Origin of the sequence: Streptomyces sp. NPDC006655, assembly GCF_040703965.1 — a bacterium.
In the GTDB taxonomy this organism is placed as follows: Bacteria; Actinomycetota; Actinomycetes; order Streptomycetales; family Streptomycetaceae; genus Streptomyces.
In genome coordinates, this window is record NZ_JBEYJU010000006.1 from 157,667 (window position 1) to 179,620 (window position 21,954).

Annotated in this window: 17 protein-coding genes; 6 read left to right on the forward strand and 11 right to left on the reverse strand. The window is 71.9% G+C overall.

The window, feature by feature from the left end:
* Positions 1–29: 29 nt before the first annotated feature.
* From AB0958_RS05550 to AB0958_RS05585, 8 genes are all read right to left on the reverse strand, one after another.
* Positions 30–800, reverse strand: a complete 771-nt coding sequence (locus AB0958_RS05550) for an SDR family oxidoreductase (RefSeq protein WP_366888989.1) — start codon at positions 798–800, stop codon at positions 30–32.
* A 96-nt stretch (positions 801–896) separates the two neighbouring features.
* The gene (locus AB0958_RS05555) at positions 897–1,481 is read right to left on the reverse strand and encodes a TetR family transcriptional regulator (RefSeq protein WP_366888990.1); all 585 of its coding nucleotides are present in this window, start codon (positions 1,479–1,481) and stop codon (positions 897–899) included.
* Between the two features lie 139 nt (positions 1,482–1,620).
* Positions 1,621–1,974: a nitrite reductase small subunit NirD gene (gene nirD, locus AB0958_RS05560; RefSeq protein WP_366888991.1), complete on the reverse strand. Its 354-nt coding sequence runs from the start codon at positions 1,972–1,974 to the stop codon at positions 1,621–1,623.
* Complete coding sequence (gene nirB / locus AB0958_RS05565; protein ID WP_366888992.1) at positions 1,971–4,577, reverse strand: nitrite reductase large subunit NirB; 2,607 nt, start codon at positions 4,575–4,577, stop codon at positions 1,971–1,973. Before nirB ends, nirD begins: the two co-directional genes overlap by 4 nt.
* Positions 4,578–5,173: 596 nt before the next feature.
* Positions 5,174–5,797 (reverse strand): class F sortase, encoded by a 624-nt coding sequence (locus AB0958_RS05570; RefSeq protein ID WP_366888993.1) that lies wholly within the window; start codon positions 5,795–5,797, stop codon positions 5,174–5,176.
* A gap of 122 nt (positions 5,798–5,919) precedes the next feature.
* A complete protein-coding gene (locus AB0958_RS05575; RefSeq protein ID WP_366888994.1) occupies positions 5,920–6,441 on the reverse strand; it encodes a hypothetical protein in 522 nt (173 codons plus the stop codon).
* A gap of 304 nt (positions 6,442–6,745) precedes the next feature.
* Positions 6,746–7,411, reverse strand: a complete 666-nt coding sequence (locus tag AB0958_RS05580; RefSeq protein ID WP_366888995.1) for a YceI family protein — start codon at positions 7,409–7,411, stop codon at positions 6,746–6,748.
* 269 nt (positions 7,412–7,680) lie between these two features.
* Positions 7,681–9,324, reverse strand: a complete 1,644-nt coding sequence (locus tag AB0958_RS05585) for a M4 family metallopeptidase (RefSeq protein ID WP_366888996.1) — start codon at positions 9,322–9,324, stop codon at positions 7,681–7,683.
* Positions 9,325–9,460: 136 nt separating this feature from the next.
* Here AB0958_RS05585 and AB0958_RS05590 point away from each other — a divergent pair, with 136 nt between their 5' ends.
* The gene (locus AB0958_RS05590) at positions 9,461–9,913 is read left to right on the forward strand and encodes a gamma-glutamylcyclotransferase family protein (protein ID WP_366888997.1); all 453 of its coding nucleotides are present in this window, start codon (positions 9,461–9,463) and stop codon (positions 9,911–9,913) included.
* A 17-nt stretch (positions 9,914–9,930) separates the two neighbouring features.
* Here AB0958_RS05590 and AB0958_RS05595 read toward each other — a convergent pair whose 3' ends face one another.
* On the reverse strand, positions 9,931–10,608 hold the full coding sequence (locus tag AB0958_RS05595; protein ID WP_366888998.1) for an ElyC/SanA/YdcF family protein: 678 nt from the start codon (positions 10,606–10,608) through the stop codon (positions 9,931–9,933).
* A 178-nt stretch (positions 10,609–10,786) separates the two neighbouring features.
* On the opposite strand from AB0958_RS05595, the gene AB0958_RS05600 reads away from it, so the two are divergent.
* The 5 genes from AB0958_RS05600 to AB0958_RS05620 all read left to right on the forward strand — a co-directional run bounded on the left by AB0958_RS05600 (position 10,787) and on the right by AB0958_RS05620 (position 17,932).
* Positions 10,787–11,521: a sirohydrochlorin chelatase gene (locus AB0958_RS05600; RefSeq protein WP_366888999.1), complete on the forward strand. Its 735-nt coding sequence runs from the start codon at positions 10,787–10,789 to the stop codon at positions 11,519–11,521.
* 238 nt (positions 11,522–11,759) lie between these two features.
* Positions 11,760–13,040: a deoxyguanosinetriphosphate triphosphohydrolase gene (locus AB0958_RS05605; RefSeq protein WP_366889000.1), complete on the forward strand. Its 1,281-nt coding sequence runs from the start codon at positions 11,760–11,762 to the stop codon at positions 13,038–13,040.
* Positions 13,041–13,199: 159 nt separating this feature from the next.
* Positions 13,200–14,462, forward strand: a complete 1,263-nt coding sequence (locus AB0958_RS05610) for an FAD-dependent oxidoreductase (RefSeq protein WP_366889001.1) — start codon at positions 13,200–13,202, stop codon at positions 14,460–14,462.
* 152 nt (positions 14,463–14,614) lie between these two features.
* Positions 14,615–16,522: a DNA primase gene (gene dnaG, locus AB0958_RS05615; protein WP_366889002.1), complete on the forward strand. Its 1,908-nt coding sequence runs from the start codon at positions 14,615–14,617 to the stop codon at positions 16,520–16,522.
* A 105-nt stretch (positions 16,523–16,627) separates the two neighbouring features.
* Entirely contained in the window at positions 16,628–17,932 is a 1,305-nt protein-coding gene (locus AB0958_RS05620) for an RNA polymerase sigma factor (protein ID WP_366889003.1), read from the forward strand.
* A 241-nt stretch (positions 17,933–18,173) separates the two neighbouring features.
* Here AB0958_RS05620 and AB0958_RS05625 read toward each other — a convergent pair whose 3' ends face one another.
* Together AB0958_RS05625 and AB0958_RS05630 are read right to left on the reverse strand one after the other, a co-directional pair.
* The gene (locus AB0958_RS05625) at positions 18,174–20,102 is read right to left on the reverse strand and encodes an ABC transporter ATP-binding protein (RefSeq protein ID WP_366889004.1); all 1,929 of its coding nucleotides are present in this window, start codon (positions 20,100–20,102) and stop codon (positions 18,174–18,176) included.
* Positions 20,102–21,835, reverse strand: a complete 1,734-nt coding sequence (locus AB0958_RS05630; RefSeq protein ID WP_366889005.1) for an ABC transporter ATP-binding protein — start codon at positions 21,833–21,835, stop codon at positions 20,102–20,104. Before AB0958_RS05630 ends, AB0958_RS05625 begins: the two co-directional genes overlap by 1 nt.
* Between the last annotated feature and the right edge of the window lie 119 nt (positions 21,836–21,954).

Sequence of the window (21,954 nt, forward strand, 5' to 3'; positions counted from 1 at the left end):
ACGCCCCTGCCGGGCGGCCCGTACGGTGGCTACAGCGAGGCGCCGCTGTCCACCAGGAGGTCCGTGCCCACCATGGACGCGGCGTCGTCCGAGGCCAGGTACAGCACGGCCGCCGCGATCTCCGCCGTCGCCGAGACCCGGCCCAGCGGGAGGGTCGCCCGGGCCCGCGCGGCGCGGTCCGCGTCCGTCTCGCCCGCGCGCAGCGACATGGCGGTGGCCGTCGCCCCGGGGCTGACGACGTTGATACGGACCCCGTCCTTGATGTGGTCCAGCGCCGCGCCCCGGCTCAGTGCCGTCACCGCCGCCTTCGTCGCCGCGTACGCGGCGGCCCCGGCGGACGTGGTGTGGACACCGAAGTTGGAGGAGACGGTGACGATCGCACCGCCCGTCGGCTGGGTCCGCATCCGGCGGATCTCCGCCTGCAACGCGAGGTGCACCCCCGTCACGTTGACCGCCAGCTGCTCGTGCCAGTCGGCCTCCGGGAGGTCGGCCAGCGGCACACCGCCCCGGAAGATCCCCGCGTTGTTGACCGCCACGTCCAGCGAGCCGAACCGGTCCACGGCGGCCGCGACCAGCCTCATGGCGTCCCCCGGCCGGACGAGGTCGGCCGGTACCGCCGCCGCCTCGCCGCCCCGCTCCTCGATCAGCGTCACCGTCTCCTTCAGCGGCCCCTCCCGGCGGCCCGCCACGACCACGCGCGCACCCTCCGCCGCGAACGCCAGGGCGGTGGTCCGGCCGATGCCGCTGCCGGCCCCCGTGACGAGTGCCGTACGGCCCGAGAAACGGTTCCCCGTGGTCATGATCTCCCCTTTGGCAGAACGATTTTCAGAACGATCGGTTCAGTATGAAGACGGAAAGAAACCCCCCGGCGCTGTGGAGAGAGCGTGGGGCGTCCGTCAGTCCAGCAGGCGCAGCACCTGGTCCGCCGCGTCCCGGACCCGGGCCGGGTCCGTCGACGCCTTGCCCACCACCCGCAGGCCCTGGAGCAGCACCAGCAGGGTGCGGGCGAGGGCGAGCGGGTCGCGGTCGGCCGGCAGCTCGTGCTGGGCCTGGGCGCGGACCAGGGCGGTGTGCAGGACCGTCTCGACACGGTCCCAGTCCTGCTCGACGCTGCGCGCCGCCGCCGGGTCGTGCGGGGCCAGTTCGGTCGCCGTGTTGGTGACCAGGCAGCCGCGCAGCCGCAGGTCGTCGACCGCGGACTCGTCGGCGTACTGCCGTACCAGCGCGCGTACGGCCGGCAGCGCCGGACCCGGCTGGGACAGGCGGTGCAGGAGGGTGGGGAGGCGGTCCCGCCGGTAGCGGTCCAGCGCCTTCAGGTACAGCTCGTGCTTGCCGCCGAAGGTCGCGTAGAGGCTGGCCCGCCCGATGCCCAGGTGGGCCACCAGGTCGGCCACGGAGGTGGCCTCGTAGCCGCGCCGCCAGAACAGCTCCAGAGCTGCCAGCAGCGCGGCGTCCGGGTCGAACTCCTTGGTCCTGGCCATGCGCCAGAGCCTAGATTCATCGAGAACGATCGGTCAAGAAATCAGTCGTTCAGGCCGCTCAGGGCGTGGCCGCACCGGCTGGCTGCACCGGCGGTGGCTGCACCGGCGGTGGCTGCACCGGCGGTGGCCGCACCGGCTCCTACACGGCGGCCCGCACCTCGTAGGCCGTCACCCGGACCGCCTCGTCGTCCAGGCACTCGCCGGTCGTCAGGTCGAAGCGCTGCTTCAGCAGCGGTGAGGCGACGAACGGGCGGCCCTGGTGGGTGCCGGTCAGGCCGCGGGAGAGGACCGCCGCACCGCCGAAGGGGTCGCGGTTGTCGATGGCGTACAGGCGGTCCGTGCGGTCGCGGAAGACGGCGACCTGGCGTCCGTCCGGCAGCAGTGCGGCCACCCCCCGGCCGGGGGTCAGCAGGCTCAGGTCGCAGACCGTGAACCAGCTGTCGGCCAACTGGAGCTGGACCTTCAGATCGGTGGTCTCGGGGGCCAGGGTCATCGCTGGGCGCTTCCTTCCAGTACGTCTGCGGCGGGGCGCATGCCGATGGACAGCAGCGGCAGGTCCGGCTTGATCTGGTCACGCTCGGGCACGAAGCCCACGACCGGGTCGGGGGTGTCGGGGGCGTTGACGAAGGACACGAAACGGGCGAGCTTCTCGGGGTTGTCGACGGTCGCCGCCCACTCGTCGGCGTAGTGGGCGACGTGCGCCGCCATCAGGGACTCCAGCTCCTCGCAGATGCCGAGCGAGTCCTCGACGACGACGTCACGGACGTGGTCCAGGCCGCCCGGGATCCGCTCCAGCCAGGTCGACGTGCGCTCCAGCCGGTCCGCCGTGCGGATGTAGAACATCAGGAACCGGTCGATCAGACGGACCAGTTCGGCGTCGGACAGGTCCTGGGCGAGCAGGTCCGCGTGGCGCGGCGTGGCACCGCCGTTGCCGCCGACGTAGAGGTTCCAGCCGCCCGCGGTGGCGATGACGCCGAAGTCCTTCGACCGGGCCTCCGCGCACTCCCGGGCGCAGCCGGACACCGCCGACTTGAGCTTGTGCGGGGACCGGAGCCCGCGGTAGCGCAGCTCCAGGTCGATCGCCATCCGGACCGAGTCCTGGACGCCGTACCGGCACCAGGTCGAGCCCACGCAGGACTTCACCGTGCGCAGCGCCTTGCCGTAGGCATGCCCGGACTCGAAACCGGCGTCCACCAGCCGCATCCAGATCAGCGGGAGCTGCTCGACGCGCGCCCCGAACATGTCGATGCGCTGACCACCGGTGATCTTCGTGTACAGGCCGAAGTCGCGGGCGATCTCACCGATCGTGATCAGGCCCTCGGGAGTGATCTCACCGCCGGGGATGCGCGGAACGACCGAATAGGAGCCGTTCTTCTGGAGGTTGGCGAGGAAGTGGTCGTTGCTGTCCTGGAGGGCCGCCTGTTCGCCGTCCAGGACGTACCCGCTCGCGCCGATCGTCGGGGCGAGGGACGCGATGATCGAGCCGACGGCGGGCTTGCAGGTCTCGCAGCCGTCGCCGCCCCGGGCCTCCTCGCGGCCGTACCGGTCGAGCAGGTCCTGGTAGGTGTTGACGCGCAACGCGAGGACGATCTCGTACAGCTCCTCGCGGGTCTGCGCGAAGCAGCCGCACAGGCCCTTGTCGACCTCGACGCCGGACGCCTCCAGCTCCGCGGTGACCAGCTGTCCGAGGACCTTGACGCAACTGCCGCACGTCGTACCGGCCTTGGTGCACTTCTTCACCTCGGGCACGGTGGTGCAGCTGTGCCCGGTGACGGCCTCGCGGACGGTGCCCTTGCGGACGTTGTTGCAGGAGCAGATGACCGCCTCGTCCGGCAGTGCGGCCGGGCCGAGCTGGACGCCCTCTCCGGCGCCGGCCGGCAGCACCAGCGACTCGGGGGCGACCGGCGGCACCGAACCGGTGAACGCCTTCAGCGTCCCGTACGCCTCCGCGTCGCCGACCAGGATGCCGCCGAGCAGGGTGCCGTCCCGGCCGATGACCAGCTTCTTGTACAGGCCCGAACGGGCGTCGGAGTAGACCACGTCCAGGCAGTCGTCGCCCGTGCCGTGCGCGTCGCCGAAGGAGGCCACGTCCACGCCGAGCAGCTTCAGCTTGGTCGACAGGTCGGCGCCGGTGAAGGCGGCCTCGTCGGAGGCGATGGTCGCCGCGGCCGTCTCGGCCTGCTCGTAACCCGGCGCCACCAGGCCGTACACCCGGCCGTCCGCCGCCAGCGCGCACTCGCCGATCGCGAACACGTGCGGGTCGCTCACCGTACGGCACTGCTCGTCCACGGTGATTCCACCGCGGTCGCCGACCGACAGGCCGCAGTCCCGGGCGAGTTGGTCACGCGGCCGGACTCCGGCGCTGAACACCACCAGATCGGTGGCGAGTTCGGAACCGTCGGACAGCTTCATGCCGGTCACGGCACCCGCGTCGTCGACCACGATCTCCTGCGTGCCCACGCCGGTGTGGACGGTCAGGCCCATCTCCTCGATGGTGCGCAGCAGCGCCGCGCCCCCGCCCTCGTCCACCTGCACCGGCATCAGCCGGGGTGCGAACTCCACGATGTGGGAGGTGAGTCCGAGCCCCTTGAGCGCGCCCGCGGCCTCCAGTCCGAGCAGGCCGCCGCCGACCACGGCACCCGTCGAGGCGTTCTTCGCGTACTCCTCGATCGCGAGCAGGTCCTCGATCGTGCGGTACACGAAGCAGCCGGTCGCCTCCCGGTGCGGGACCGGTGGCACGAACGGGTACGAGCCGGTGGCCAGGACCAGCGTGTCGTACCCGAACACCGCGCCGGACGCGGCCGTCACCGTGCGGGCTTCCCGGTCGACCGCCACCGCGGGGTCGCCGACGTACAGCTCGATGCCGTGGTCGTCGATGAACCGCGCGTCGGTCAGCGAGAGTTCGTCGGGGCTGGTGCCCGAGAAGTACGAGGTGAGGGCGACGCGGTCGTACGCGGGACGCGGCTCCTCGCAGAGCACGACCACGCGGTGCGTGGCGGTCAGGCCGCGCCCGGCGAGCGCTTCGAGGAAGCGCTGGCCGACCATGCCGTGGCCGACGAGCACGATCGTGGGGGTGGCCCCGGGGGCGGTGGTCATCAGGAGCCTCCATCGTGGGTGAGCAGGTGGAGCGGGGGGACGCCACCGGCGAAGGGCACGGCGGACGCGCCGGACCCGGCGGGCGTCACTGACCTGGCGGATGCCACGGGCCCCGTGGTCGGCACGGGTCCGGCGGACGTGACGGATCCGGCGGACGTCGCGGATCCGGCGGATGCCACTGGTCCGGCCGCCGCCAGTGGTCCGGCGGGCGTCACGGGCCCAGTGGGCGGCACGGGTGCCGTGGGTGGTGTCGTCGGTGGGGTCGGCGTCGGCATCGGCGGCACGGGCCTCACCGGTGCTCCCGGTGCTCCCGGTGCCCCCGGCGTGCCGGATTCCCCGAGTCGTCGGGCGGGGCGGGCGCCCGCGAGGCCGGCGCCGGTCACCACCACACGCGTATTCGAGGTCATGTCCAGGAGCGTGCGCGGCGGACGTTACCCGACCGCATCACCCCTGTTTCCCGCGCGGAACGCTGCCCTCTTCGCAGACGGCGGAGGAGTGTGAGGGGCATCGGGCACGGCGGACAGCGCCTGTGAGGCGCCCGCAACGCGCCCGTGTCGGCGGAGTCGCGGTACCGGCGCGGGCGGGGGCCCCGGTGGTCAGCGGCTCCCGGTGAGGTGGGCGAAGACGACGACGTTGCCCTGGTAGCCGGTCGTGCGCGAGTAACCGCCGCCGCAGGTGATCACCCGCAGCTCGGGACGTTTCGCGGCCCCGTACACCTTCTCGTCGGGGAAGTCCCGGGCCTGGTAGACCTCGACCGCGTCCACCGTGAAGACGGCGACCGACCTGTCCCGCCGGTCCACCTCGATGACCGCGCCGCGCCTGAGGGCGCCGAGGTCGTAGAAGACGGCGGGCCCCTCGGTGTTGTCCACGTGCCCGGCGACGATCGCGGTGCCGGTCTCGCCGGGCTTGGTGCCCGCCTCGTACCAGCCGGCGAGGTTCTTGTCGGCGGCGGGCGGCACGTCGAGGCTGCCCGCGGAGGTGAGGGCGAGGCCCATGAGCGGGGCGTTCACGCGGATGGCGGGGATGCGGATCCGGGTGGGCGGGGAGGGCGGCAGCGCGGGGGTCGCGAGGCGTTCCTCCCCGGGGTCGGGGCGGCCCTCCGCGGCGGACGGCTGGGGCGGGGCGTCACGCGGCCCCGATCCCGGGCCGAGCAGCCAGACGCCCGAGCCGAGGGCCACCAGGGTCACGGCGGCTATCGCGGTGTCCCCGATCCTGCGCATGCGCACCCCTCTTTCGAAGGCGACCGAACGTGTGACCCCCTACCCCCTCCGGGCCGCGAGGGGCGTCGGACCCGGAGGGGGTGGGATGGCGGTACCGGCGGACGGACAGCGGAGGGTGTCCGTCAGAACGCATCGCCTCTCGCCCGGCGATGCAGGAGCCAGGTACCGCCCGCGGCGGCGACGGCCAGAGCCGCCACGCCCGCCGCGGTCTGCACGGGGTCGGTGCCAAGGGCACCACCGACCCCCGTCTTCACACTGCCGTGGGGTTGCAGCGGCCCCGCGGCCGGCGTCAGCGCCACCGTCAGGTCACCGGTGGCCCGGCGGGTCCCGTCGGCGCACTTCGCGACGATCTCGTACGTCCCCGGCTGCGCGCTCGGCGGCACCCGGAACGCGCCGATCGCCTCGCCCTCGTGCGTGCTGGGCGCGAGCGTGAACGTCCCGGCGCCGACCGGACCGGCGTCGCCGACGGCCGACCCCCGCTCCCCGCACACCGCGGTGTTCACCGTGACCTGGGCGCCGGGCGCCGCGGTCGAGGGGTACACGTCCAGGCCGCCGGAGCCGCTGCCGTAGGCCGGCGCGGTCGCGCCACCGGCCGCGGCCACCGCGAGCGCGGCTCCGGTCAGCAGACGGACGGTGCGTCGCATGGTGCTCCCTCGCTCCTGGTCGGGCTCTCGTCCACTCCCTTGCTCTTCCGAGGTAAAGGCAGGCGGGCCGGACCCGCTCCCCGAGATTCCGTCGGCTGTGGGATGAACGGGTGTCACAGAGCGGGTTTGCCAGGGGTGTTGCGAGCCCGTTCTGGCAGGTCAAAGGGGCTATAGAAAGAAAGCGGAGGGAAATGTATGAAAAGCACACGGACGGCGGGTCGTGGGGGGAGTGAACGGGTGACCCGCCGGAGCCATGGACGAGTCCCGGAGTCACGGGCGAGCCGTCGGAGCCGCCGTTCCGTCCCTAGACCGCGCCCTCCGGCACCATCCGGATCGCCGCGATGTCGAACTGCAGGCGCACCGTCTCGCTCACCATCGCGCCGCCCTCCGCCAGGCGGGAGTTGTACGACAGGCCCCAGTCCATCCGGTTGATCGTGGTCGTGCCGTCGAAGCCCACGCGCTGGTAGCCGAAGGGGTCGGTGACGTGGCCGATGTAGGTCAGCTCCAGGTCGACCGGGCGGGTCCGGTCCTTGATGGCGAGGTCGCCGGTCATCACGTAGACGTCGGGGGACTTGAGGCGTACCGCCGTGCTCTGGAAGCGCATCCGCGGGTAGGTGGCGGAGTCCAGGAAGTCGCGGCCCGTCAGGTGGGCGTCCCGCTGCTCGACGCCGGTGTCCACACTGCCCGTGGACAGGATGATCTCCGCCTGGGAACGGGACGGGTCACGGCCGTCGAAGTAGAGCCGGCTCTTGTACTCGGTGAAGGCCCCGCGCACCGTCGTCACCATCGCGTGCCGGACCGAGAAGCCGATTCTGCTGTGCGCCGGGTCGATGATCCACTCGCCGGTGAGGGCGGCGAGCGCGGGGTCCGGCAGAGCGGGCGCGGAGCCGTGGGGGGAGGATGCCTGCGCGGAGCGGGGCGAGGCCGTGGGGGTGCGCCGGGCGGTGTGGGGGCGGCTGAACAAGTTCATGTTTTATCTAGTTAGTGCACGAGGGAATGTGCCGCAAGGGCTTGCCGCGACAACGGAGTTGCGGAATTCGGTGGCCGTCACGGAATTCACACACATCCGCCATCGGATCCGCTCAGCGGCAGTATGAATGCCCCGGCTGTTCCTTGAATTCCGGGTATTCACCCTGTTCGCCGCTGTTTGCCATGGGGTACGAGGTACGGGGTGCGGCCGCCCCGGCCCGGTGCGCGGCCCCGACCGGGGCGGCCGACGTCATGCGTCCCGCGGTCCGCTCAGTTGACGTTCACCGCGCTCCAGGCCGCCGCCACCGCGTTGTACTCGGTGCTGCCGGCGCCGTAGAGGTCCCTCGCGGCGTTCAGGGTCGCCGTCCGCGCGCCCGCGTAGTTCGTCGAGGACGTCATGTAGACCGTCAGCGCGCGGTACCAGATCGCACCCAGTTTGTCCCGGCCGATCCCGGTGACCGTCGAGCCGTTGTACGTCGGCGAGTTGTAGCTCACGCCGTTGATCGTCTTGGCGCCGCTGCCCTCCGCGAGGAGATACGCGAAGTGGTTCGCGACGCCGGACGAGTAGTGCACGTCCAGGTTCCCGACCGAGGAACTCCAGTAGTCGGCCGAACTCCCGTCCTTGGACGGCTGGTCCATGTACCGCAGCGCCGTCTTGCCGAAGCCGGAGCGGACGATCTTCTCGCCGATCAGGTAGTCGCCCGGGTCGGAGGAGTTGTTCGCGTACCACTCCACCAGCGTGCCGAGGATGTCCGAGGTGGCCTCGTTCAGGCCGCCGGACTCGCCCGTGTACGTCAGCGCCGCCGTCTTGGAGGTGACCCCGTGGGTCATCTCGTGGCCCGCCACGTCGAGGGCGACCAGCGGCCCGAAGGTGGTCCCGTCACCGTCGCCGTACGTCATGCAGAAGCAACTGTCGTCCCAGAAGGCGTTGTTGTAGTTGCTGCCGTAGTGGACGCGGTTGTACGAGCCCTTGCCGTCACCGGCGATGCCGTTGCGGCCGTGGACGTTCTTGTAGTAGTCCCAGGTCTCGTTGGTGCCGTACTGGGCGTCGACGGCCGCCGACGAGCGGTCCGACGTGGCGCCCGTGCCCCAGTGGTTGTCGGCGTCCGTGAACACCGTGTTGGGCGCCCGGCTGATGCAGATGCCGAAGATGCACAGGTCGGTCTTGTTGGCCGCGTCCCCGGTGAACGTGTTGCCGCGGGTGGGGTCGGTGAGGTTGTACGACGACCCGGACTGCGTCGTCTGGAGCGGGACCGTGCCGCTGTACAGGGACTTGCCGTCGCCGGCCGCCGTCTCGATGCTGTCCCAGGCGTCGATCTGGGCGCCGGTGCGGGCGTCCGTCAGCACGGTGCGGGCGACCGGGTTGCCGAGCGAGTCCTTGCCGACGGCGTTGGTGCGCCAGGCCAGCTTCGGGGTGCCGTGCAGGGCGTTGACGACCAGCTGCGGCTTGGCCCGCACCTGCTTCAGCGCGTCGCCGAGGTGTGCCGCCCGCAGTGCGTTCACCGCGAGGTCGGCGGCCTTCGGGGCGGATATCTCCGGCACGACCGAGGCGAGGGATATCGTGCTCCGGGTCGCCCGGTCGGCGCCGCGGTACGCGCCGTCCGCCTTGAGGTGGACCACGAAGTCGCCGCCCAGCACCGGGAGCTTGTGGTACGTGCGGTCGTAACGGACGTGCTGGGCGCCGTTCTTGTCGACGATCACGTCCCGGACCGAGGTGCCCTCGGCGGAGGTGAGTCCGAGTCCGGCGGCGTGCTGGACGAGCGCCTCGGCCGCGTCGGCGATCGCGGTGGCCCGGGTGGGTCTGGCGTCGGCGTGGGCGGCGGGGGAGAGTGCGGCGGCCAGCAGGGTCGCGGTGGTGGCGGCGACGCCGGCGGTGGCGAGACGGGAAACGCGGGTGTTCCGGGTCCGGCTCATCAGTCTCCTCGGAGAGTGCCTCGAAGGCGTGGGGTGGCGCTGATGACGAGACAGATTTAAGGGGCCATGACATGTCATGTCCATAGCGCCTCCATGGAGATGTGTGTGGGGACGGCGTGGGTGGAGAATCCTTTCTGTGACCGCCCGGAACCCCCACCACCTCCCGCTCTTCGTCTACGGCACCCTCCGGCCGGGCGAGCCCAACCACGACGCGTTCCTGCGCGGCCGCACGGAGACGGAGGAACCGGGCCGCCTCGCCGGCGCGGTGCTCTACGACGGACCCGGCTATCCGTACGCCGTCGCGGAACCCGGCGGAACCGGCCTGGTCAGCGGTGAACTCGTCACCGCCCGGCCCGAGTCGTACGACCGGCTCCTCCAGGAGCTGGACGAGCTGGAGGAGTACGTACCGGGCGATCCCGCGAGCCTGTACGTGCGCGTCGAACGGGAGGCCCTACGACTGCGGGACGGGGCCGCCCTCCGGGCCTGGGTGTACGTCGCGGGACCGGCCGTCGCCGAGCGGCTGCGCGCCCGGGGCCGGCGTATCGACGGCGGCGACTGGCTCGGGCACCGGAGGCCGGCGGGGCGGTGACCCTCCCGCCGGACGCCTCAGCGGCCGTCGGCCAGCGCGCGGGCCACCCCGGGTTCCTTCCGGCCGAGGAACGTCGGGTTCGGCTGAAACACCACGTCCAGTGCCGCCTTCGCCGCCGCGAAGACCTCCCGTGTCCCGCCGTAGTACCAGGTCACGTCGTGCTTGGCGTCGACCCCGACCCCGTACGACGTCACACCCGCCGCCTCGCACAGCGCCACCGCACGCCGGATGTGGAACCCCTGGCTGATCAGTACCGCCCGGTCCACGCCGAAGATCCGCCGCGCGCGGACGCAGGAGTCCCAGGTGTCGAAGCCCGCGTAGTCGGTGACGACACGGGTGCCCGGGACGCCGTGCCGGGTGAGGTAGGCGCGCATGGCGTCCGGCTCGTCGTAGTCCTTGCGGCTGTTGTCGCCGGTGACGAGGACCACCCGGATGCGGCCCTGCCGGTACAGCCGCGCCGCCGCGTCCAGACGGTGCGCCAGGTACGGCGACGGCTCGCCGTCCCACAGGCCCGCGCCGAAGACCACGGCCACGTCGGTGCGCGGCACGTCCGCCACCGTCCGCAGCCGGTCCGCCGTCGACACGTACAACCAGGTGGCCGGCAGCAGCGCCAGGACGCAGCCCGCCACCACACCCTGCACCAGCCGCCGCCGGCCGGTACGGGTGCGCGGCAACCGCGGTCGGCGGATCTTCATACGGGTGTCCCCTCTGTCGGCCCTGTCGGCCCCGGGCCCTGTCGGCTTCGACCATGGAGGACGCCGCCCGGGGCGTTCCGGTTCGCTCACACCGCACGGGTGCGTACCGTGAAGCGCCGGAAAACAGCCGTGACGGTCAGGCAACGGCCGCGCAATCTCCTCCGGTGAGGATGCTCCTATGACGGTGACCGACCTTCCCCCGCGCCCCGGCCCGCCCGCCCTGGTCCTGGTGGCCCACGGCAGCCGCGACCCGCGCGCGCTCAGCACCGTACGAGCGCTCCAGGACCGGGTGCGCGCCCTGCGCCCCGGCCTGCCCGTGCACCTCGGTCACATCGAACTGAACGCACCGCTGCTCCCCGACACCCTCGCCGCTCTCGGGGAAACCGAGGCGGTCCTCGTCCCGCTCCTCCTCGGCCGCGGCTACCACGTCAAGCGGGACATCCCGGAGACGGCGGCCGCCGCCCGCGCCCGCACGCGCGTCGCCGCCCCGCTGGGTCCGCACCCCCTCCTGGCCGACACGCTGCGGGCCCGCCTGCTGGGGGCGGGCTGGCGCCCGAGGCCCGCGAGCGCCGTGGTCCTGGCGGCGGCCGGCTCCCGCGACCCCGACGCCAGGGTCGACACCGACCGCATGGCCGGTCTCCTCGCCGCCCGCCTGGGCGTCCCGGTGCTCCCCGCCTACGCCTCGGCGGCGGCCCCGACGGTCCCGGAAGCGGTCACCGCCCTGCGCGCGAAGGGGCGCCGGCACATCGCCGTCGCCTCCTACTTCACGGCCCCGGGCCGCTTCGCCACCGAGTGCGCGGCAGCGGCGCCGGGCGTGGTGGCGGCCCCCCTGGGAGCCCACGCCGCGATGGCCGACCTGGTCCTCCACCGCTACGAGCGGGCACTGGGAACACCGGTGACCGTGGCCGCCTAGGGTGCGTCTGCGGCCTCGGGTGCGTTGTGGTCGATCGCGCAGTTCCCCGCGCCCCCAAGAAGGTGGGTCCACTGGGCCGCCCCGAAAGGGGCGCTGGGGGTACCCCCAGCCGGAGGCTGGGGGAGGAACTGCGCGACAAGCCCCCACGTACCCGCACTCGCGAACGCACCCCGACCCGGCAGACGAGTAGGCACCTCACAACCCCCTTTCTGCCACCACCAACCCGTACTGTCGACCCATGGCAGTCCCCGCACCCGCACCCCCGCCGGCCTACGACCCGGCGTCAGCCGACCGCTGGGCCCCCGAACCCGACAAACGCCCCGGCCGCACCGCCTTCCAGCGCGACCGCGCCCGTGTCCTGCACTCCGCCGCCCTCAGAAGGCTCGCCGGCAAGACCCAGGTCGTCACCCCCGGCACCCCCGCCCAGGCCTGGGACGCCAGCCCCCGCACCCGACTCACCCACTCCCTCGAATGCGCCCAGGTCGGCCGCGAACTGGGCGCGGCCCTCGGCTGCGACCCGGACCTGGTGGAGGCCGCCTGCCTCTCCCACGACCTCGGTCACCCCCCGTTCGGCCACAACGGCGAACAGGCGCTGAACGAGTTCGCCGACGACTGCGGCGGTTTCGAGGGCAACGCCCAGTCCCTGCGGCTGCTCACCCGCCTCGAGCCCAAGCGGTTCACCCCCGAGGGCTCCGTCGGCCTCAACCTCACCCGCGCCGCCCTCGACGCCGCCACCAAGTACCCGTGGCCGCGCGGCGCGCACCCCACCGACCCGGCCTCCCCGAAGTTCGGCGTGTACGAGGACGACCGGCCGGTCTTCGACTGGGTCCGCAAGGAGGCCCCGGGCACCCGCACCTGCTTCGAGGCCCAGGTCATGGACTGGTCCGACGACGTCGCCTACTCGGTGCACGACGTCGAGGACGGCCTGCACGCCGGCCACATCGACCCCGACCGCCTGCGCGCCGAGTCCGAACGGCAGGAGGTCTTCGCCGTCGCCGTCGGCAGATACGTGCCCGCCGACACCGACCCCGCCGAACTCGCCGCCGCCCTCGACCGGCTCCGGAACGAGGAGTGGTGGCCGCACGGCTACGACGGCAGCGCGGTCGCCCAGGCCCGCCTCAAGGACGCCACCAGCCAGCTGATCGGCCGGTTCTGCCTGGCCGCGGAGAACGCCACCCGCGAGCGGTACGGCACCGGCCGGCTCACCCGCTACGGCGCCGAACTCGTCGTACCGCGCGAGGCCCGGCTGGAGTGCGCGGTACTGAAGTCCCTCGCGCACCGGTACGTCATGCAGCGCGCCGAGCAGGAGCGGATCCGCGCCGAGCAGCGGATCGTCGTGGCCGAACTCGCCGAGGCGCTCACCGCCCGCGCGCCGGAGGGCCTGGACCCGCAGTTCCGGGCGCTGTTCGACACGGCCGGTGACGACCACGCCCGCAAGCGCGTGATCGTCGATCAGATCGCCTCGCTCACCGACGCCTCCGCGCGGTGGTTGCATGCGAGGCTGACGGGGCGTATGTGAACCATGGGTGACCCTGCGTGTCCGGATCCACCCCCGAACGGGTCAAGATCGCGGCACCGAAGGTCACTCCCCCTTCCCGCATCACGCTGCGTGCGGGAGGCTCACAGTGCGGCGCATGTGGGCGGCATATGTGGCGGCACCCTCACGAGGAGGCTTCAAGTGGTCGACGCGGACCAGACATTCGTCATCGTCGGTGGTGGACTCGCCGGAGCGAAGGCGGCCGAGACCCTCCGGGCCGAGGGTTTCAGCGGCCGGGTGATACTGATCTGCGACGAGCGCGACCACCCCTACGAGCGGCCGCCGCTCTCCAAGGGCTACCTGCTCGGCAAGGACGAGCGCGACAGCGTCTTCGTCCACCAGCCCGCCTGGTACGCGCAGAACGACGTCGAACTGCACCTCGGCCAGACCGTGGACCGCGTCGACCGCGCCGCCAAGACCGTCCGCTTCGGCGACGACGGCACCCTCGTGCGCTACGACAAGCTGCTGCTCGCCACCGGCGCGGAGCCCCGCCGCCTGGACATCCCCGGCACCGACCTGGCCGGCGTCCACCACCTGCGCCGCCTCGCGCACGCCGAGCGCCTCAAGGGGGTCCTCGGCGCGCTCGGCCGGGACAACGGGCACCTCGTGATCGCGGGCGCCGGCTGGATCGGCCTGGAGGTCGCGGCGGCGGCGCGGACGTACGGCGCCGAGGTCACCGTCATCGAGCACGGACCGACGCCGCTGCACGGCGTGCTCGGGCCCGAGCTGGGCAACGTCTTCGCCGAGCTGCACCGCGAGCACGGGGTCCGGTTCCGCTTCGGGGTGCGGCTCACCGAGATCGTCGGACAGGACGGCATGGTCCTCGCCGCCCGCACCGACGACGGCGAGGAGCACCCGGCGCACGACGTCCTCGCGGCGATCGGCGCGGCCCCGCGGACCGGCCTCGCCGAGGCGGCGGGCCTGGAGATCGCCGATCGTGCGCACGGCGGGGGCGTCGTCGTCGACGCACGGCTGCGGACGTCCGACCCGGACATCTTCGCGGCCGGCGACGTGGCCTCCTTCCCGCACGGGCTGTTCGGCACGAGCCTGCGCGTGGAGCACTGGGCCAACGCGCTCAACGGCGGCCCGGCCGCGGCGCGGTCGATGCTCGGGCAGGACGTGCCGTACGACCGGGTGCCCTACTTCTTCACCGACCAGTACGACCTCGGCATGGAGTACAGCGGGTGGGCGCCGCCCGGCTCGTACGACCAGGTGGTCATCCGGGGGGACGCGGGGAAGCGGGAGTTCATCGCGTTCTGGGTACGGGAGGGGCGGGTGCTGGCCGGGATGAACGTGAACGTGTGGGATGTCACAGAACCGATCCAGCGGCTGATCTCCTCGCGGGCCGCGGTGGACACCGATGCCCTGGCGAACCCTCACGTGCCGTTGGAGTCACTCGCCTAGCCGTCTGCCGGGACCTGTCGTTCTGCGGGTGGGGAGGTGCGTGGTTGCGCGCGCAGTTCCTCCCCCAGCCTCCGGCCGGGGGTACCCCCAGCGCCCCTGAGGGGCGCTGCACGTGCTCCAGTGATGTCGGACCGTCCCCGTAGAATTCACCCGTGGCCGGACGGATCAATGACGAGGATGTGAAGGCGGTACGGGACGCGGTCCCGATCGACGCCGTCGTGTCCGAGTACCTCCAGCTGCGCAACGCGGGCGGCGGGAACCTGAAGGGCCTGTGCCCGTTCCACGACGAGAAGTCGCCGTCCTTCCAGGTCAGCCCCAGCAAGGGACTCTTCCACTGCTTCGGCTGCCAGGAGGGCGGCGACACCATCACCTTCGTGATGAAGGTGGACCACCTCTCCTTCTCGGAGGCGGTCGAGCGGCTGGCCGGCCTGGCCGGGATCACCCTGCGCTACGAGGAGGGCGGGTACAACCCGTCCCACCAGCGCGGCGAGCGGATCCGGCTGGTCGAGGCGCACAAGATCGCCGCTGTCTGGTACGCCGAGCAGCTCGCCGGCAGCCCCGAGGCCGAGACCGGCCGGGTCTTCCTCGCCGAGCGCGGCTTCGACCAGGCCGCCGCCGTGCACTTCGGCGTCGGCTACAGCCCCCAGGGCTGGGACCACCTCACCCGCTACCTGCGCGGCCAGGGCTTCACCGACAAGGAACTGCTGCTGTCCGGGCTGTCCCAGGAGGGGCGGCGCGGGCCCATCGACCGGTTCCGCGGCCGCCTCATGTGGCCGATCCGGGACATCGGCGGCGAGGTCGTCGGCTTCGGCGCCCGCAAGCTCTACGAGGCCGACACCGGCCCCAAGTACCTCAACACGCCCGACACCGCGATCTACAAGAAGTCCCAGGTCCTGTACGGCATCGACCTCGCCAAGCAGCACATCGCGAAGGCCAGCCGCGCGGTCGTGGTCGAGGGCTACACGGACGTCATGGCCTGCCACCTGGCCGGGGTGACGACGGCCATCGCCACCTGCGGCACCGCCTTCGGCGGCGAGCACATCAAGATCCTGCGCCGGCTGCTGATGGACAACGGCAGCGCCCGCGTGATCTTCACCTTCGACGGCGACGCCGCCGGCCAGAAGGCGGCCCTGCGCGCCTTCGAGGACGACCAGAAGTTCGCCGCCGAGACGTACATCGCGATCGCCCCCGACGGCATGGACCCCTGCGAGCTGCGCCTCGCCAAGGGCGACGAGGCGGTCGCCGACCTGGTCGAACCCCGCACCCCCCTCTTCGAGTTCGCGCTCCGCCAGGTGGTCAGCCGGTACGACCTGGACACCCCCGCGGGCCGTGCCGCGGCCCTCGACGAGGCCGCCCCGATCGTCGCCCGGATCAAGAACAGCGGCGCCCAGCACGAGGTCGCCGTGGAACTCGCCGGCATGCTCGGCATCCTCGACACCCAGTTCGTGGTGAAGCGGGTGGCGCAGCTGGCGCGCTGGGCCCGGGAGAAGGGCGGCCGAGGGGGCTCCGCCCCGGCCCGCGGCCCGCAGCAGTCGTCGTACGACACCGCCGCGCGCCCCGCGGTCTCCGGTCCCGCCCTCAACCTCCGCAACCCCGTCTACGCCACCGAACGCGAGCTGCTGAAGCTCGCCCTGCAACGCCCGGAGCTGGTCTCCCCGGCGTTCGACGCGTACGGCGTCGACGAGTTCACCGCCGCCCCCTACGCGGCCGTACGGCAGGCCATCATGGAGGCGGGCGGCGCCGAGAACGGCGTCCACGACCCCCAGGAGTACCTGGTCCGCGTCCGTGAGACCGCCCCCGACGACGCCGTCCGCGCCATGGTCACCGAACTCGCCGTCGAGGCGATCATGCGCCGCACGGTCGACGAGAACTACGCGGGCGAGCAGCTCGTGACCGTCCGCCGCCGGGCCGTCGACCGTCGTATCCACGAGATCCAGATCACCCTCACCCGCCTCGGCACCGGCGGCGACCCCGCACAACTCGCCGCCGTGCAGAACGAGTTGTGGGTACTCCAGCAGTACGGGCAGGCACTGCGCGAACACGGCCCGGCCGCTCTCTGAACCCGAGGCGCCCCGGCGGGATGACCGTGGGGTCACGGACCGGACGCAAAAAGTCACCGCACGCCCCTCGTGGCGGCGATGTGTCTTACCCCACACTGGGGGGCGGTGCCTGAGTCCTCGGAGCGCGGCCGGCCCGTCCCGGACGGGTCCGACACCCCCGCCGTTCCACTCGTCGCGTACGGGACGGACAGCGGCGAGGCCGTCGTCTCCGCCCCCGAAGTACCGCTGCCGCACCCCCTGGCAGCGATCATCCTGGAGGTCGCCCCCGTGCAGACCCAGACCCTGACCGAGACGGACAGCGGCACGCGCCCGGACGAACCGGCAGCCGACCCCGACGTCCACCCGGGCGTACCGCCGCAGAGCCGCATCGCGCTGCACCCCGAGACGGAGCCGGAGGGCCCGCCCCCGGAGGAGCTCACGGCCGACGCCGGCGAGGAGGACGCCGACCCCGAGCCGTCCCTCGCCCGGGCGCGCGCCGCCGCCCGCGCCGACACCGGCGGCCCCTCCTCCGACCTGTTCCGCCAGTACCTGCGGGAGATCGGCCGGATCCCGCTGCTCACCGCCGCCGAGGAGGTCGAACTCGCCCGCCGTGTCGAGGCCGGCCTGTTCGCCGAGGAGAAGCTCAGCGGTGCCCCCGACCTCGACAGCGAGCTGGCGCTGGACCTGGACCGGCTGGTCGTCATGGGCCGGATGGCCAAGCGCCGCCTCATCGAGGCGAACCTGCGGCTGGTCGTGTCGGTGGCCAAGCGGTACGTCGGCCGGGGCCTCACCATGCTGGACCTGGTCCAGGAGGGGAACCTCGGCCTGATCCGCGCCGTCGAGAAGTTCGACTACGCCCGCGGCTACAAGTTCTCGACGTACGCCACCTGGTGGATCCGGCAGGCGATGTCGCGTGCGCTGGCCGACCAGGCCCGCACGATCCGCGTCCCGGTGCACGTGGTGGAGCTCATCAACCGGGTGGTGCGGGTGCAGCGCCGGATGCTCCAGGAGCGGGGGTACGAGCCGACGCCCGAGGAGGTCGCCGCGCATCTGGAGCTGGCGCCCGAGCGGGTGGGGGAGGTGCTGCGGCTGGCGCAGGAGCCGGTGTCCCTGCACGCGCCGGTCGGCGAGGAGGACGACGTCGCCCTCGGGGACCTCATCGAGGACGGGGACGCGGCCAGTCCGGTGGAGTCGGCGGCGTTCCTGCTGCTGCGCGAGCACCTGGAGGCGGTGCTGTCGACGCTGGGGGAGCGGGAGCGGAAGGTGGTGCAGCTGCGCTACGGCCTCGCCGACGGGCGGCCGCGGACGCTGGAGGAGATCGGACGGATCTTCGGGGTGACGCGGGAGCGGATCCGCCAGATCGAGTCCAAGACCTTGAACAAGCTGCGGGACCACGCGTTCGCGGACCAGCTTCGGGGCTATCTGGACTGACGCCGGGTGCGGGTGAGTGGGGGTCGCTCGCGCAGTTCCTCCCCCAGCCTTCGGCCGGGGGGACCCCCAGCGCTCCTTACGGGGCGCTCCAGCCGGCGCCCCTTTCCAGCTGCGGGCATGCGTGCCGCAAGGGGCGGCACGGGTGGGCGCTGGGGGTCCCCCCGGCCGAAGGCTGGGGGAGGCACCCCGCAGGCGCGGGCGAGTGGAACCCCCCGCCCGCGCCTGCGGCACCGTGCACTGTTCAGTCGACCTCCGCCACCGCCTGGGCAAACTGCGCCTTGTACAGGCGGGCGTACGCCCCGTCCGCCGCCAGCAGGTCGGCGTGGGCGCCCTGTTCGACGATCGAACCGTTCTCCATCACCAGGATGGTGTCGGCGTCCCGGATCGTCGACAGGCGGTGGGCGATCACGAACGAGGTCCGCCCGTGCGCCAGTTTGGCCATCGCCTTCTGGATCAGCACCTCGGTGCGGGTGTCGACCGACGACGTCGCCTCGTCGAGGACGAGGATCGTGGGGTCGGACAGGAACGCCCGCGCGATGGTGATCAGCTGCTTCTCACCGGCGCTGACACCGGTGCCCTCGTCGTCGATCACGGTGTCGTAGCCGTCGGGGAGGGTGCGCACGAACCGGTCCGCGTGGGCCGCCCGCGCCGCCTCCTCGATCTCCCCACGGGTGACCTCGCGCGTGGCGCCGTACGCGATGTTCTCCGCGATCGTGCCGCCGAACAGCCAGGTGTCCTGGAGCACCATGCCGATCCCGGCGCGGAGTTCGTCCCGGGACATGTGCGTGATGTCGACGCCGTCGAGGGTGATCCGTCCGCCGGAGACGTCGTAGAACCGCATGAGGAGGTTGACCAGCGTGGTCTTGCCCGCGCCGGTCGGGCCGACGATCGCGACCGTGTGGCCGGGTTCGACCGTCAGGGAGAGGTCCTCGATGAGGGGCTTCTCCGGGTCGTAGCGGAAGGAGACGTGCTCCAGGGCGACCCGCCCGCGCAGTTCGGCGGGGCGCTCGCCGGGGACGGGGTCCGCCTCCTGCTCCTCCGCGTCGAGGAGTTCGAAGATCCGCTCCGCCGACGCGACCCCGGACTGCACCAGGTTGGCCATGGAGGCGACCTGGGTCAGCGGCATCGAGAACTGCCGGGAGTACTGGATGAACGCCTGGACGTCACCGATGGACAGCGCGCCCGACGCGACCCGCAGGCCGCCGACGACCGCCACCAGCACGTAGTTCAGGTTCGACACGAACATCATCAGCGGCTGCATCACACCGCTGTTGAACTGCGCCTTGAACCCGGCCTCGTACAGCGCCTCGTTCTGCTCGGCGAACTGCTGCGCGGACTCGTCCTGACGGCCGAAGACCTTCACCAGGGTGTGCCCGGTGTACATCTCCTCGACGTGCGCGTTCAGTTTGCCGGTGGAGCGCCACTGCTGCACGAAGTGCGGCTGGGAGCGCTTGCCGATGCGGGTGGCGACCAGGAAGGACAGCGGCACGGTCGCCAGTGCGACCAGGGCCAGCAGCCAGGACACCCAGAACATCACCGCGAGCACGCCGACGATGGTGAGCACCGAGTTGATGAGCTGGCCCATCGACTGCTGGAGCGTCTGGCCGATGTTGTCGATGTCGTTGGTGGCGCGGGAGAGCACCTCGCCGCGCTGCCGCTTGTCGAAGTACGACAGCGGCAGCCGGGACAGCTTCCCCTGGACGTCCTCGCGCAGCCGGTACATCGTGCGGTTGACGGACCGGTTGACGAGCCGGGTCGCCACCGCCATCAGCAGGCCGGCGACGACGTACGTACAGAGCGCGAAGAGCAGGACGTCGCCGACCTGACCGAAGTCGATGCCCTTGCCGGGCGTGAAGTCGGTGCTCTTGAGCATGTCGGCGACGGTGCCCTGGCCCCGTTCGCGCATGCCCGCGAGGACCTGGTCCTTGGTGGCCCCGGCCGGCATCTGCTTGCCGATGACCCCGGCGAACACCAGGTCGGTGGCCTTGCCGAGGATCTTGGGGCCGATCACGTTGAGGGCGACGCTCGCGACCACGCAGACCAGCAGCAGGTAGATCGTGAGCCGTTCGGGTTTGAACCGGGCGACCAGCCGTTTGCCCGAGTTCTTGAAGTCCATCGACCGCTGGTCGGGGCCGCCCCCGCCCATCATGCGTCCCATGGGCCCGGCCATCAGGCGGCCTCCGCTTCCGTCAGCTGGGAGAGCACGATCTCCCGGTAGGTCTCGTTGTCGGCCATGAGTTCGTGGTGGCGGCCGGTGCCGACGACCCGTCCCTCGTCGAGGACGACGATCCGGTCGGCGTCCCTGATGGTCGCCACCCGCTGGGCGACGATGACGACGGTCGCCTCGGCCGTCTCCTGGGCGAGCGCGGCGCGCAGGGCGGCGTCGGTCGCGTAGTCGAGGGCGGAGAAGGAGTCGTCGAAGAGGTAGATCTCCGGGCGCTGCACGAGCGTCCGGGCGATGGCGAGGCGCTGCCGCTGGCCGCCGGAGACGTTCGTACCGCCCTGTGCGATGGGCGCGTTGAGGCCGCCCTCCAGCTTCTCCACGAAGCCCTTGGCCTGCGCCACCTCCAGCGCGTGCCAGAGTTCCTCGTCGGTGGCGTCCGGGTTGCCGTAGCGCAGGTTGGTCGCCACGGTGCCCGCGAACAGGTAGGGCTTCTGCGGGACCAGGCCGACCGTCTTCGCGAGCAGCCTCGGGTCGAGTTCCGAGACGCTCTCCCCGTCCACGAGGACGGCACCGTCCGTGGCGTCGAAGAGACGGGAGACGAGACCGAGCAGGGTGGACTTGCCGCTGCCGGTGGAACCGATCACGGCGGTCACCTCGCCGGGCCTGGCCACCAGGTCGACGGCCTTGAGGACCGGCTCCTCGGCACCCGGATAGCAGAAGCCCGCGCCCCGGATCTCCAGATGGCCGTGCCGGCGCAGCTCGGTGACCGGGGCGAGTGGCGGGACGACGCTGGACTCGGTGTCCAGGACCTCCTCGATGCGCTCGGCGCAGACCTCCGCGCGCGGCACCATCATGAACATGAAGGTGGCCATCATCACGGACATCACGATCTGCATCAGGTAGGCGAGGAACGCGGTCAGGTCACCGATCGCCATCTGACCGCTGTCGATCCGGTGCGCGCCGAACCACACCACCGCGATCGACGAGACGTTCACCGTCGTCATGACGATCGGGAACATCAGCGCGAGCATGTTGCCGGTGGCCAGCTGCATCTCGGTCAGGTCCTTGTTGGCCTTCCCGAACCGGCCCTGCTCGTACTCGTCGCGGACGAACGCGCGGATCACCCGGTTGCCGGTGATCTGCTCGCGCAGCACCCGGTTCACCGTGTCGAGCCGTACCTGCATGGCCCTGAACAGCGGCCGCAGCCGGCGCACGATCAGGGTCACCGAGACGCCGAGCACGGGTACGACCGCCACCAGTACCCCGGACAGCGGAACGTCCAGGCCGAGGGCGAGCACGATCCCGCCGACGCACATGATGGGCGCCGACACCATCAGCGTGAACGTCATCAGGACCAGCATCTGGACCTGCTGTACGTCGTTGGTCGTACGGGTGATGAGCGAGGGCGCCCCGAAGTGACCCACCTCACGCGAGGAGAAGGACTGCACCCGGTCGAAGACGGCGGCCCGCACGTCCCGCCCGAGCGCCGACGCGGTCCTGGCGCCGTAGTAGACGGCGCCGATGTTGCACACCACCTGGGCCAGCGAGATACCGATCATCAGCGCGCCGAAGGACAGGATGTAGTCCGTGTCCCCCTTCACGACGCCGTTGTCGATGATGTGGGCGTTGAGCGTGGGCAGGTAGAGAGTGGCGCAGGTCTGCAGGAACTGCAGCAGCACCAGGATGGAGATGGGTTTCCTGTAGGGCCTGAGATAGGTCCGCAGAAGTCGTATGAGCACGCTACGTCTCTCGGAGTCGGCGGTGGAGGCGGGGTCGCGCCTGCCCGGTGGGCGGGATCGCTTGCCCTAGGCCCCTATCGTCCGACACTCCACCCGCGTTACCTCAACCGATTAACCCG